At 69.7% G+C, this 13,391-nt stretch carries 7 protein-coding genes and 1 pseudogene; 5 read left to right on the top strand and 3 right to left on the bottom strand.

Features of this window, described 5'->3' with window-relative positions; all coding sequences use genetic code 11:
* The 5 genes and pseudogenes from ACIQ7H_RS15730 to ACIQ7H_RS15710 form a co-directional block, all read left to right on the top strand.
* A pseudogene (locus ACIQ7H_RS15730) lies at window positions 1-180 on the top strand (hypothetical protein); the annotation flags it as partial.
* Window positions 181-376: 196 nt separating this feature from the next.
* Complete coding sequence (locus tag ACIQ7H_RS15725; protein ID WP_395793171.1) at window positions 377-2,764, top strand: choice-of-anchor Q domain-containing protein; 2,388 nt, start codon at window positions 377-379, stop codon at window positions 2,762-2,764.
* A gap of 8 nt (window positions 2,765-2,772) precedes the next feature.
* Window positions 2,773-5,169, top strand: coding sequence for an FG-GAP repeat protein (locus ACIQ7H_RS15720; RefSeq protein ID WP_395793169.1), 2,397 nt, complete (start codon window positions 2,773-2,775; stop codon window positions 5,167-5,169).
* A gap of 253 nt (window positions 5,170-5,422) precedes the next feature.
* A complete protein-coding gene (locus ACIQ7H_RS15715) occupies window positions 5,423-7,810 on the top strand; it encodes an FG-GAP repeat protein (protein ID WP_395793167.1) in 2,388 nt (795 codons plus the stop codon).
* A gap of 353 nt (window positions 7,811-8,163) precedes the next feature.
* Window positions 8,164-9,897 carry a hypothetical protein gene (locus tag ACIQ7H_RS15710; protein ID WP_395793165.1) on the top strand — a complete coding sequence of 578 codons (1,734 nt, stop codon included), beginning with the start codon at window positions 8,164-8,166 and terminating at the stop codon, window positions 9,895-9,897.
* Between the two features lie 102 nt (window positions 9,898-9,999).
* Here ACIQ7H_RS15710 and ACIQ7H_RS15705 read toward each other — a convergent pair whose 3' ends face one another.
* The 3 genes from ACIQ7H_RS15705 to ACIQ7H_RS15695 are packed head-to-tail and all read right to left on the bottom strand — an operon-like array spanning window position 10,000 to window position 13,228.
* Entirely contained in the window at window positions 10,000-10,281 is a 282-nt protein-coding gene (locus ACIQ7H_RS15705) for a tetratricopeptide repeat protein (protein WP_395793163.1), read from the bottom strand.
* 60 nt (window positions 10,282-10,341) lie between these two features.
* Complete coding sequence (locus ACIQ7H_RS15700; RefSeq protein WP_395793161.1) at window positions 10,342-12,663, bottom strand: protein kinase; 2,322 nt, start codon at window positions 12,661-12,663, stop codon at window positions 10,342-10,344.
* Entirely contained in the window at window positions 12,647-13,228 is a 582-nt protein-coding gene (locus ACIQ7H_RS15695; RefSeq protein WP_395793159.1) for an ECF-type sigma factor, read from the bottom strand. The genes ACIQ7H_RS15700 and ACIQ7H_RS15695 overlap by 17 nt, the downstream gene beginning before the upstream one ends.
* Window positions 13,229-13,391 lie beyond the last annotated feature (163 nt).

The following is a 13,391-nucleotide window of genomic DNA, read 5'->3' as shown; positions in this document are numbered from 1 at the left end:
AACATTTTTGCCGACGGCGAGTGGGCGATCCTTGAATGGCGTGATCCCAAGGGCCTGCGCGGCTGCGGGTTCTTCCAGGTGCGCGATGGCGAGATCGTGTTCCAGCGCGGCTACTTTGATCAGCTCTCGTTCTTCCGCCAGCAAGGGCTGGCGGTGCCGGAGAACTACCTCGCTCAGTGAGTCGCGGGGCTCGCGCCGCGCCTGCGGGCCCTCGCAGGATGGCCGCGTCGCCGCGATCGTCCGCGCCGGCTGAACGAGCGCCGGTCGATCGCGCCGCGATCGCTCAGCGTCCGCGCCAAGGGCGATCGCGTCTGCGTGAGCCCTGATCCACGCAATTCGCGTTTCAACAGGCACCTGCCGCCTGAAGGGGCCTGCGATGCGACTCTCCACCGTTCCCGCCACCACCGTCGGCGCGCTGTTCGTCTGGTGCGCGCTGCTGCCTGCGCCCGTCCAGGCGGCGACCTACTGCGCCGATACGCCCCAGGAGCTGTTGCTGGCCTTGGCCTCTGCGGCGCAGAGCGCGGAAGACGACGATGTGCGCGTGCGCGCCGGCAATTTCAGCATCACCAGCAATGTCGATGTCTCGTTCAATGGCGCGCTCACCCTGCGCGGTGGCTGGTCGACGGCCTGCCTGGCGCAGTCGAACGATCCGGGCGCCAGCCGCATCACCACCCCGACGCCCGGGCAGTTCGGCATCCGGCTGCGCGCCCGCGACGGAGACCTGACGGTCGAACGGCTGACCTTCGACCGTCTCGATGGCGTCCTGCTGCAGGACAACGGCAACAGCACCAGCGTGCTGGGTGAAATCCGGCTGCAGCGCAACCGCTTCATCATCAACGACTTCGGCCCGATCGTCCGCGCTGGCGACAAGAACATCCGGGTGGTGAACAACATCGTCACCGGCTCGCTGCAGCGCAGCTTCCAACTCGAACGGTCGACCGCGAGTGCGCCCTTCGTCGCCGACATCCACAACAATACCTTCGTCGGCGGTACCGAGGGCGTTCGGATCACCGGCGTGCCCGGCGCCGTGCGGGTGACCAACAACGTGCTGGACGGCAGCTATGCCAGCGGCGGACTCGTGATCGACACCGGCGTGGTCACGGTGAACCACAATTCGCTTGACGGCGGATTCACCTACCTCAGCGGCGGCAGCGCCTCGCCGTCGTTCGACAATGATCTGGTGATCGACCCGATGTTCGACGCGGCCTTCGTGCCGCAGGCGGGCTCACCGCTGATCAACTCCGGCAGCAACAACATCGCCGGCGGTCTGCCGAGCGTCGATTTCGCCGGCAGTCCGCGCCGGATCGGCAGCCGCGTCGACCGCGGCGCGCGCGAGACCACGATCAGCGACATCGACACGCTCACCGTGACCAGCAGCGCCGATTCGGGCCCGGGCACGCTGCGCCAGGCGATCCTGGATGCGAACGTCACCGCGATCGCCGAGACCATCGCGTTCGACATCCCCGGCGTCTGCCCGCGCGTCATCAGCCTGGCCACGCCGCTGCCGACCATCAGCACCACCTTGTCCATCGACGCGTTCTCGCAGCCAGGCAGCGCGCAGAACACGCTCGGCGACTCGAAAGCCGACGGCGACGACAGCGTGCATTGCGTGGTCCTGGCGAGCAACGGCGCGCGGGCCTTGAACCTCACGCCCGGTCCGGGCCAGGAGGTGTTCATCCGCGGCCTTGCCTTCTACCGTGCGACCGAGGCGCAGATCCGGGTCAGCGGCGCCGGAAGCGCGACGATCATGGGCAACGCCTTCAATACCGGGACATCGATCTTCGAGCCTTCGGTTCCGCAGTACGCCATCACGGTCGACGGCGCCACCGGCACGCGCATCGGCGGCCTCGATCCGGCGGACCGCAACATCATCGGCCGCGCGAGCGTCGCCGGCGTGCACCTGGGGCCGGGAACCGGCCGCAGGGTGCTGCACAACTTCATCGGCCTGAGCAAGAGCGGCACGGGCGACGTAGGCAACGGCATCGGCATCGGCATCGGCATCGGCATCGGCATCGGCATCGAAATCGATGATGGCCAGAACGACTCGATCGACGGCAACTTCATCGGGCACAACGACTCCTTCGGCATCTTCGTCGACGGCGCGCTGTCAGTCGCCGGTATCGACCGGAACTTCGTCGGACGCGCCCAGGCCGGCATGCAGGGCGCGGCCGGCAACGGCAACGACGGAATCCGGTTCAACGACGGCGAGCGGTTCTTCCTGCGACAGAACACCGTTGCCTACAACGCCGGCGATGGCATCAGTGTGGGGCGCGACGCGGGCATCGCCGACTACGGATTGAACAGCACCTTCGCGAACATCGCGCTCGGCATCAACGTTCACCCCAATGGCGTCAACCCCATCCGCAACGATACCGGCACACCGGGGAACCGTGGCCAGAACTACCCGGTCCTCGTCAGCGCCGGGGGCAGCAGTGCCGCGGGTTCGGTGTCGGGCACGCTGCAGTCGGCCAATGGCACCTACGAAATCACCGTGTATCGGTCGACGAGCTGCGATGAGAGTGGCCATGGAGAAGGCCGTGCATTCGTGGGGGCCACGACCGCGAGGATCAGCAACGGCACGTCGTCCGAGGACGGCACGACCCCCTTCACCGCAAACGTCACCACGTCCAGCAACTTCGAAGGCCAGTTCCTGACCGCGATCGCGGCCGAACGCGGTGGCCCTGACGACGGCGCGTCCAGCGAGTACTCGGCCTGCATTGCCTACCAGGTGGTCGATCTCTTTTCGGATGGCTTCGAGCCATGAGCATGGGAATGTATTCACGACTCGGGAAGCGCCGTGTCGAATGGGCGGTGCTCTTGCTCGCCTGCATTGCGGCGCCTTGCGCCGTTCACGCCCAGTCCTTGAGCGAACGCCAGGTCCTGCGCGCGCCGGCTTCCGGTGAGGGCGCCCCGGGTCGACTGTTCGGTGCGCGGATCGCGATCGACGGCGACCTGGCCGTGGTCAGCGAGCGGCGCATGGGCGCGCAGTTGCGCGGCTACCGGCGCGTCGCCGGCACCTGGCAGCGTGCGCCGGAGCTCGACCGTCGTCGCGCCGACGAGAACCCGAAGGCGCTGGCGCTCAGCGAGGACGCGCTGATCTACAGCGCCGAGCGCGCCAACGGCGCCGGCAGCGTGGTCCGCGTCCTGCGCGCGACGCCGACCGGCTGGGTCGATGCCTACGCCGTGCAGTCGAGCGATCCGGACCTCGGCGCCTCGGTCGCGATCGCCGGCATGCGCGCGGTGATCGGTCACCCCGGCGCCAACAGCGCCGCTGGTGCGGCCTATGTGCTCACGCGCTCGCCCGGCGGCACGACCTGGTCGGAAACGGCGGTGCTGCAGTCCTCGCCCTTGCAGTCCGGCGCGCGCCTTGGGCACAGCGTGTCGATCGTGTCCGGGGCGGTCGTGGCCGGTGCGCCATCGGAAACCGTCAACTCGGTCGACGACGCCGGCGCGGCGTACGTCTGGGAGCTGACCCAGAGCACGTGGAACCCGGTGGCGCGGATCGTCGCGCCGACGCCGACGGCCAATGCACGACTCGGATCGGCGGTCGCCATCAGCGGGCTCGACGAGGGCACGCCGGACCGCCTGCTGGTGGCCACGCTGGAGAATGGGGGTTCAGGCCGCGTACGCGCGTACCGGCGCGGTGCCAGCACCTGGAACGCGTCGTTTGTGATCGACCCGCCGACGGTGCAGGCCGGGCAGAACTTCGGTTACGCGCTGGCGATGGACGGTGACGTCGCCGCGATCGGCAGCCACGGTTTCGACCTCGGCGGGACCGACGCCGGCGTGGTGTATGGCACCGACTTCAACGCCGGCTTCTCGGCGGCGACGCTGACCGTGCGCGGCGACCCGTCCCCGCAAGCCGGCGCGTTCGCCGGCTTCGCGGTGGGCATCGATCGCACGGGCCCGACCCTGCTCGCCGGCGCGCCGCTGACCGACGCCGACGGCAACACGGACCAGGGCGCAGTGCTGATGTCGATCGGTAGCGCGGGGACGCCGTTTCCTGCGCTGCAGCGCGTGTTCCCGCTCGGCCAGGGACTCAGCATCGCCCTGTTCGGCCGCTCGCTGTCGACCCAGGCCGACACCCTGGTCGTAGGCGCCCCTGGCGAGGCATCCGGCGCGCTGCCCGGGGTAGGCGCGGTCTATGTCTATGGTCGACAGCCGGATGGCACCTACGCGCCGCCGACGCGCATCTCCAATCCGCAGGGTTTCGCGAGCGACTTCTTCGGTGAGGGCGTGGCGGTCCACGGCGATCTGCTGCTGGTCGGCGCGCCGAACGTGGACACCAATGGCGTGGACGCCGGTGCGGTCTATGTCTACCGCCGCAGCGCCGGCGTGTGGAACGTCGAGCGCGTGCTGCTCTCGCCCTGCAACAGCACCCAGCGCCGCGCCTTCGGTCGGCGGATCGAATTTGACGGCACGCGGGCGATGATCGGCGGCATCTGCCCACCGACCGCGGGCGGCTCGAGCGCCGACGTTGGCGTCGACATCGCGACCCGGCAGCCCGACGGCAGCTGGACCTTCGGGCTGGCCGCCGCGGCCTCGCGCATGAGTGACGGCGGCTGGGACGACGGGCTGGCGGTGATCGGCTCACACAACGCCAACGGCAACCTCGGTGGTGTGGAGGCCGGGCTTGTCCGCACGTTCGCCTTCCAGGGCGGCAAGTGGCAGTTCGTCGGCAGCTCCGACAACGGCAGCAACACGCCGAGCCCGCAGGGCTACGGCTACGACCTCGGGATCGACCGGGGCCTGCTCGCGGTGGCGAGCTATCGGCCGAACACGCCGGTGGTCGTGCGCCGACGCAGCGGGCTGCAGTTCCTCCCGGAGGCGAGCCTGCTGCCATCCGGCCTCGGCGCCAACGAAGCGGTGCAGCACGTCGCGGTGCGCGGCGAGCGGATCGCGGTCGCGGCGATCGTCCACACGGTCACGGTCAACCAGCAGGGCGCGGTGTTCCTGTTCGAGCGGCAGCTCGGAAGCTGGCAGCAGGCGCAGCGCCTGGTCGCCTCGAACCCGGTGACGCAGTCGTACTTCGGCAGCGTCATCGCCTTCGCCGAAGACGGTTCGCTGGTGGTCGCAGCCCCGGAGGAATCGTCCACGTTCGAGTACCAGGGCGCGGTCTACGTGTTCGCGGAACCGCCGGTCGCAGTGTTCAGCGATGGCTTCGAATGAGGCTCGGGCTCAAGCAAGCCGCGAATCGGCGTGAGCCTGGGTGTCGAATGCAGCGCGACTCGGTTGCCGCGAACGCCAACAGGCCGCCAGCACGTGATGGCCGAGGCGGCCGCCCACGTAGCGCGCCGTGATCGCACAGAGTCTCGCGGAAAGCGCTGTTGCGTAGCACGCGCACTGGAGTCCGGGCGTGGCAGTGAGCCCTGCGCGACGCTTTTGCCGTGCTGCAGAGGGACCACCTTGCGGAAGCCGAGCCATGCACCTTCGACCCTCTCCCCTCTGGATCGCGACCCTGCTGCTGTCGCTGGTCGCACTCCCCGTGCAGGCAGCCAGCTACAGCCTGCGCCAGACACTGACGGCCGAGGCGTCGGGCGAAGGCGCCCCGGGTCGCGGCTTCGGCAGCCAGGTGGCGGTCGACGGCGACCTCGCCGTGGTCTCTGACCTCACGGCCGTCCTCAGCCTGCGTCGCGCGATGGTGCGGACCTACGTGCGCAGCGCGGGTGTCTGGACCGAGCAGGCGCAGGTGCTGAGCTTCGATACCGGCGCGCCGCAAAACCTGGTCAAGCTCGCGCTGGGCGGCGGCACTCTGGCCCTGCTGTATCGCCCCAGCAGCGGCGGCACCCAGCGACGCATCTACCGCTGGCAGTCCGGCCAGTGGCAGTCCGAGTTCTCAGCCGGCAGCAACGATCTGTTCGAGAGCGTGGCCACCGACGGCTTCATCGCCGTGTTCGGCCACCCGGCCACCAATGTCAGCAACCCCAACTTCAGCTCGGGCTTCCTGCGTGTGCTGCGTCGCGACCAGGCCGGCGCGTGGAACTCGACCCAGGTGACGCCAGTCGGCGTTCAGGCGCTACAGCGCTTCGGCCACTCGGTCGCGATTGTTGCCGGCGCGATCGCGGTCGGCTCGCCCGGGTTCGATGTGACCCACAGTGGCAACGGCCAGCTGTTCACCGATGCCGGCGCCGCCTATGTGTTCGAGCTCACCGGCGACACCTGGAGCCAGGCTGCGCGGCTGCTCGAACCCGACGCCGAGCTCGCCAACAGCATCGGCCTTGGCCACGCCGTGGCGATCAGCGGTGCCGATCCATCGACGCCCGACCGTCTGCTGGTGTCTTCGCAGCGCAACCGCAAGAGCGCCGGCGCGCATGTGCGCAGCTACACCCGCAGCAGCGGCGTCTGGACCTCGCGCCAACTGTTCAGCTCGAACACCGATGACTGCTTCGGCTGCAGCATCTCGCTCGACGGCAATTGGGCCGTGCTGGGCGCGCCGGACAGCGATATCACCGAGAACTATGCCGGCAAGGCGGTGGTGATGCAGTTCGCGAACAATTTCCAGAGCGTGCTCTCCACCACCGAGCGCTTCGACGCCGCCGGCGCTCGCAACGACGCCATGGGCAGCAGCGTGTCGATTGACCGCAGTGGCCCCACCCTGTTCGTCGGCGCGCCCGGCGCCGAGGTCTATGGCTACCCCAGCGAGGGTGTGGTCATGGTCGGCCGCGGCGGCGAGTTCGGTGATCCGGTGCCGCGCACGGTGCGCAGGCTGGATCTTGGCCAGGGTCTGACCAATGCCATCTACGGCTACGCCCTCGACAGCGAGGGCGACGCCCTGGTGATCGGCGCGCCCGAAGAGGATGTGGGCCTGCAGCAGGGCCGCGGCGCGGCGTATGTCCTGCGCCGCGACAGCGCCGGCAACTATGTGCAGCCGCAGCGTCTGCTGGCGCCGGATGGCACGGTCGGCGATCAGTACGGCTCAGCCATCGCCCTGCGGGGGGATGTGCTGCTGGTCGGCGCGCCCAACCGCACGGTAGCGGGCGTCAACGAGGCCGGCACGGTGTATGCGTTTCGTCGGAGCGCAGGTGTCTGGACGCTGGAAGCGCAGCTGATCGCCACCTTTCCTGCGGCCAGCGGCGGCTTCGGCGCGGGGCTGGCATTCGACGGCAGAACCGCCATCGTCTGCGGACGCTTCACCACCGAATCCTGGGTGTTGCAGCGCGCTGCTGACGGCAGCTGGACGCAGACGCAGGTGCTGCCTGGCCGCTGCAATACGCCGCAGCTTGCTGGCGACCTGCTGGTGTTGAACGACCACTCCGCCGACGCGCCGGCGACGGACTCCGGCGAGGTCAGCACCTATGTGCGCAGCGGCGGGGTCTGGACCTGGCAGAGTGCGCTGGTCGGCAATGTGGCCGAGCAACGCTTCGGCTGGAAGATCGCGCTGGCCGGCGATCTGCTGGCAGTTTCGTCGGTGGGGGGCTCGGCGCGTCCGCTGCAGGTCTATCGTCGCAGCGGCAGCAGCTGGTTGCCGGAGGCCTCGCTGCTGCCCGCCGACATCAATTCCCAAACCGGTTGCAACTCGCCCGCGCTGAGCGTCGATCGTATCGTTCTGGGCTGCGAGAACCTGCCGGGGCCGGACGGGCCGGGCGCCACCTATGTGTTCGAGCGGGTCGGCGGCAGCTGGACCCAGACCCAGAAGCTGACCCACCTCAACCCGCGCGCGAACGAGGGCTTCGGCGGCAGCGTTCACTTGCACGCTGACGGCACCCTGTTCATCGCCGCGGTCCGCAGGGCGGTGGACTTCTTTGCCCAGGGCTCGGTGTACCGCTTTGCCGAGCCGGCCCTGCTGAGCGATGGGTTCGAAGGTGACTGATCACCTGCCGCCGCCCTGCCCGCGCCGCTCAGCGTGTCGGGGTCATCGCCGCGTTCGATCTGCGCGGCATTGGGCAGTTCCTGCCGTGCCGCCCGCGGCGTCTTCTGCCGACAGGTTGGAGCAGGCCGGTCGCGACACCTCGCTTCTGAGCCCAACTCCACAACGCGGAGCCCTGCCATGCGCAGCGTGCTGACGATCCTGCTGTTGCTGCGTCTGTCGCGCGGGCGCAGCCGGAAACGCTCGATGCGAACGGCCAGTCCAGACGTACCGATGAGACGAGATCCGCAGCCGCAGCACAGCGCCGAAACCCACCGCCCCATGGGCACCACCGACACACCTGGAGGAATGCCACCATGCGCCATGTTCTGCTCACCTTCGTGCTCGCGGCCTGCGCATCACCCGCGTGGTCGATGGTCTATGTCGTGACCCGCACCGATGATCCCGATCCAGTCGCCAGCTGCTTTCAGCTGGGCGGCTGCGGGCTGTCGCTGCGCCAGGCGGTGCTGGCCGCCAACAAGCGCCCTGGCGCCGATCTGATCGTGCTGAGCCGCGCCGTCTACACGCTGACGCGCACCACGTCCGCCACCACGCTGGACGGCAGAGCCGGCCCGCTGTGGGTCACCGACACGCTGGAGGTGGTGGGCGATTCGGCCGCGCGCAGCCGCATCCGCTGGGCGGCATCGACACTCCCGCATCAGACCGTTCCGCATCGTCATCAGGTCTGGGCTGCGACCGAGCCGGACGCGAGTCTGGCGCTGGCAAAGCTCACGGTTTCACACGGTCAGGGCACGCTCGGCGGCTGCATTCTTCGCTACGGCGCGGGCTATCTGAGCCTGCGGGATGCAGTCGTTGAGCTCTGCAGCGCCGAGCGCGGTGGTGCGATCTACCTGCGGGGGATGAACCCCGGCAGCTACACGCTGAGCCTGAACAACACCGAGCTCCGCAACAATCAGGCCAGCCTCGACGGCGGTGCGGTTGTGCTGGTGCAGTCCGCGACCGTGATCGCCAACGGCCTCACCCTGCGTGGCAACACAGCCTTGCGGAATGGCGGCGCCTTTGCCGCGGCGCCCATGATCACTCAGGTGCTGTCCTACCCGATCAACATCGTCTGGCGCAGCGAGGGCGCGGGCACGCTGTTCGCCGACAACAGCGCGGGTGGCGACGGCGGGGCGATCGCGCTCAGCACGCCCGGCTTCGCCAACTTCCATGCGGTGAGCGCAACGCCGATGCTGCGCCTCACCGGCAACGTCGCCGGCAACCTCGGCGGGGCTGTGGCCGCAAAACGGGTGTCCTTTCCGGACGCCCCGCCCCCGGGCGAAACCCGCTTGATCCTGGAGCGCGCCAGTTTCCAGTTGAACGCGGCAAGCCAGGGCGGCGCGGTCGCGCTGCTGGGCACGGCCGCCTTGATCACACGCAGCGAGTTCAAGGCGAATGCGGCGCTGTCAGGCAACGGCGGCGCGGTATTCGCCGACTACAGCCAATCGCCGCTCTCGCAGCGGGCGGACGTGACGATCCGGCAGTCCAGCTTTCTGCACAACAGCGCATCGAATCTGGGCGGCGCACTGGCCAACGAATGCCAGCAGTTCAATGTGCGCAACAGCGCGTTCCATGCCAACAGCTCGGCCCAGGGTGAAGCGATCTCGAGTACCGGCAGCGCCTTCCTGGGCCACGTCACGACGGCCGGGCACGCGGTTTCGGCCGGGGCGGGTCCGGCCACCATCCACAAACGCTTCCACACGCTGTGCGGCGCGCAGAGCCTGTCTGTGGCGAACAGCCTGCTGTCCGACGCGGATGGCTGCCTCGCCCAGCATGGCCTGGTCACCAGCCTGGGCGGCAATGCGTTCGGTGCCGGCGGCGGCAGCTGCGGTGCGCTGCCCGGGCTGGATCTGAGCGGCAGCAGCAGCCTCCATCAGCTGAGCCTCGGCACCTTTGGCGGCGAGTTCGAGGTGCTGGGCTGGAACACCGATGGCCAGTCGCGCCCGCAGGTGAATTTCGCCCTCGGCACCTACTGCGATGCCGAAGACATCCGCGGCCTGCCGCGCACTGACGGCGCCTGTGATTCCGGCGCGTTCGAGCAGCAGCCCTGAGCATCGCGATCGACTCGCAGGCGCGCTTGGCGGGCGCGCTTCGCCGTGCGCGAGTCCGTGCCTGATCCGGGCGGCGATGAATCGCGACTTCGGGTCGCCGGATCAGAGCTTGTCGAGGTTGCCCCGCGCCCGCTGGGCCTCACGATGCTCGGCGCCGAACAAGGCCTCGTAGCGGGCGATGGCGCGCTCCTGGGTGGCGCGCGCCTCGGCGGTTCGTCCCACCGCCTGCAGCGCGAAGGCCTTGGCCTCAAGGGCCTGCGCGTACTCGTTGTCGTCCGCGCGCTGCATGCGCTCCATGGCCGCCAGCGCCGCCTCCGACTCGCGCAGGGCCTCCTCGCCGCGGCCCATACGCGCGAGAAAGCCGGCGCGGTTAGCGCGCAGCACCTCGCAGAACAGGTGATCGGGCGTGTGGCGCCGGCAGTGGGCGATGGCGGTCTCGAAGTCCTAAAGCGCACCCGCAGCGTCACCCTGGCGGCGGCGGAACAGCGCGCGCATGCGCAGGGCCACCGTCAGCTGGTCACTGTCGGTGGCCTGCAGCACTTCGATCGCGGTGTCGTAGTGCGTGCGCGCCGCATCCACCTGCCCGAGTTCCTCTTCGAGCGAGGCGAGGTCGGCCAGCGCGCTTGCCGTCATCGGATGGCGGTCACCGAACGCGGCCCGCGCGACCTCCACGCCACGCCGCGCGTGCTGCGCGGCTTCGTCGTAGCGGCCGAGCTGGTAGACGATCAGCTGCAGGCCGCTCAGCAGATGGGCGAGACGCGGCGCATCCGGCCCCCACAGGCGCTCGGCCTCGGCCACGCCCTCGCGCGCGAACGGCTCGGCCTCGGCGTAACGGCCCAGGTTGATCAGCCCGCTGGACACATTGTTCAGCGCTGCGACCAAGCCTTCGCTGCGCGGGTCGTAGTGCTGGCGGGTGATCTCGAGCGCTTCGCGCGCGATCTGCAGGAACTCTTCGGAACGGCCCTGCGCGCCGCGCATCATCGCCAGACCGCCGAGCGCGTTGGCGTATTGCATCGGCAGCGACTGCCGGTGCTCGCGCAGAATGGCCGCCGCGCGTTCGGCCTGCGGCAGGGCCTGCAGCGGGTTGCCGACCGCACTGTTGACCGCGACCTGATTGAGCAGGGTTTCGGCGATGACCGGATCGTCCGCCGGGTACAGGGTTTCGGCCAGCGCCAAGGCACGCTCGAACAGCGCTTTCGCCTCGTCGAACTGGCCCTGGTTGGAGCGCACCTCGCCGAAATCGTCGAGCAGGTCGACCTGCAGCTTGGGATCGTCGGCGACCTCGGTGTCGATCCGCTGCAGCGCCTCGTCGAAGGCCTCGCCGATGGTCTGGCCGGCGCCGCCCGGACGCTGCATCGGGTTGGCGCCGATGAAGCTGCGCATCATGAAGTCCTTGACCCGACGCGTGCGGTCTGCGGCCTCGGTGCTGGCGGCGAGCGCGGCTTCGGCGCGCAGGGTCTGCGCCTCGGCGCGTGCACGCTCGGCCTCCGCGCGGGTCGCCTGTCGATGGGCGACATCGGCCTGCCAGAGCGCCAGACCCAAGCCCGCCAACAGAGCCAGCAGCACCGCCGAGGCGCTGCCCACCGCGAGCCGGTTGCGGGTCACGAACTTGCGCAGCCGGTAGGTGGCGGTGTCGGGTTGGGCACGCACCGGCCGACCGTTCAGCCAGCGCCGCAGATCCTCGGCCATCGCTGCGGCCGAGGCGTAGCGGCGTTCGGGTTCACGGCGCAGCGCGGTGAGCACGATCGCGTCGAGCTCGCCGCTGACCGCGCGCCGCGGGCGCTGGGTCGGTGCGGCGTCGGTGCTGTGCCGGGCGCTGGCGCGCAGTCGCGCGCTGGGCCGCTCGGTGGTTTCGTGGCGCACGCGGTCGACCAGTGCCTCCAGCGAAAGCCCGGCGCGCGCATGCGGCAGCTCATCGGTCAGCAGCTCGTACAACACCACGCCGAGCGCGTAGACATCGGTGGCTGCACTTATCGGCTCGTCGAGCACCTGCTCGGGCGCGGCGTAGGCCGGCGACAGGGCGCGCAGACCGGTGGCGGTCTCGTTGCCCGGCTCAGCGCTCAGCAGTTTGGCGATGCCGAAGTCGAGCAAGTGGGGAACGCCGTTCGCGTCGACCAGGATGTTCGAGGGCTTGAGGTCGCGGTGCACCACCAGCCGATGCTGTGCATAGGCGGCGGCCTCCGCGACTTCGGCCAGCAGGGCCACGCGCGCGCGAACGTCGAGTTCGCGGCGCGCGGCATGCAGGGTGATCGGCTCGCCCTCCACATACTCCATCGCGTACCAGGGCGTGCCGTCGGCGTCGACGCCGCCGTCGATGAAGCGCGCGATGTTCGGGTGCGAGAGGCTGGCGAGGATGCGGCGCTCCTGCACGAAGCGACGCAGGATCTCGTCGCTGTCCATGCCGCGCTTCAGCCGCTTCAACGCCACCGTTTGGCGGAAGCCACCTTCCTCGCGTGCCGCCAGCCAGACCTCGCCCATGCCGCCGCTGCCCAGCGGTCGCTCCAGTTCAAACGGGCCGATGCGTTGACCGCTGGCCAGCCCGCGGTTGCCGCCCGCCACCAGCTGCTCGACCAGGCTGTCGACGCCGTACTCCAGCGGTCCATCGGGCTCGGCGTCGGCGCCGAGCATGGCGCGCAGCGCGTCTGCCAGCTGCGGGTCTTCGCGGGTCAGCTCGGCCAAACGACGACTGCGCTCGCCGGCGGTGAGCTCGGCCAGCGCATCGAACCCGCGCAGCAGTGCTGCGTCACGCTCAGGCGTCGCTGACATTGGCCGCTCCCACACTGTCGAGGCGTGCATGCAGGAAGGCGCGCGCTTTGCGCCAGTCGCGCTTCAGCGTTGCGCGCGACAGCCCAAGCAGGTCGCCGGCTTCCTCCAGCAGCAGACCGGAGAACACGCGCAGTTCGACCAGCCGCGCCAATCGTCCATCGGCGGCCTCCAGCGCTTCGAGTGCTTCATGCAGGTCGAGCAGACGCTCCAGCCGGTCGTCATCCCGCTGAGCATCCTCGGCCGCACCGAGGGTGGTTGCCTGTGCCCCGCTGCCGCGCTTGACGGTGAGGCGCTCGCGGGCGCGATCGACCGCGATCTGGCGCATCGCCCGCGCGGCGACGGCGAAGAAGTGCTGGCGGTCGTTGACGTTCAACGACTCGGGTCGCGCCAGCCGGAAGTAGGCTTCGTGGACCAGCGAGGTGCGTCCGGGGCCATCGCTGTGCGGCGCCGCGCCCTGACGGCCGGCGATGCGCCGGAGGTCGTCGTAGACGGCACGGAACAGCGACTCGGCGGCCCCGCGGTCCCCGTCGCGAGCGCGCGCAATCAGCAGCGTCAGTTCGTCCACCGTTTACCCCGCTCTGGCACCTGCCGGACGGTGACACAGCGTTGCAAGTCAGGCAACTCGGCGGCCAGCTCGGCTGCGTCGACTGGGCGACTGTGCGGCGGGTGGCGATAGCGCTGCACTCGAAACGCGGGACGCGTACCGTGGACGCCCCGATCCACCCACC

It is taken from the genome of Aquimonas sp., from assembly GCF_044377145.1.
Taxonomy (GTDB): domain Bacteria; phylum Pseudomonadota; class Gammaproteobacteria; order Xanthomonadales; family Xanthomonadaceae; genus Aquimonas.
The sequence above is the reverse complement of the archived record's forward strand: the minus strand, read 5'-3'. Positions and strand labels throughout refer to the sequence as shown.

What these genes read in the sequence shown, in the direction of transcription:
- ACIQ7H_RS15700 (WP_395793161.1), bottom strand. Translation starts at nt 12,663, where the DNA reads ATGTCAGCGACGCCTGAGCGTGACGCAGCACTGCTGCGCGGGTTCGAT.
- ACIQ7H_RS15720 (WP_395793169.1), top strand. Translation starts at nt 2,773, where the DNA reads ATGTATTCACGACTCGGGAAGCGCCGTGTCGAATGGGCGGTGCTCTTG.
- ACIQ7H_RS15725 (WP_395793171.1), top strand. Translation starts at nt 377, where the DNA reads ATGCGACTCTCCACCGTTCCCGCCACCACCGTCGGCGCGCTGTTCGTC.
- ACIQ7H_RS15710 (WP_395793165.1), top strand. Translation starts at nt 8,164, where the DNA reads ATGCGCCATGTTCTGCTCACCTTCGTGCTCGCGGCCTGCGCATCACCC.
- ACIQ7H_RS15715 (WP_395793167.1), top strand. Translation starts at nt 5,423, where the DNA reads ATGCACCTTCGACCCTCTCCCCTCTGGATCGCGACCCTGCTGCTGTCG.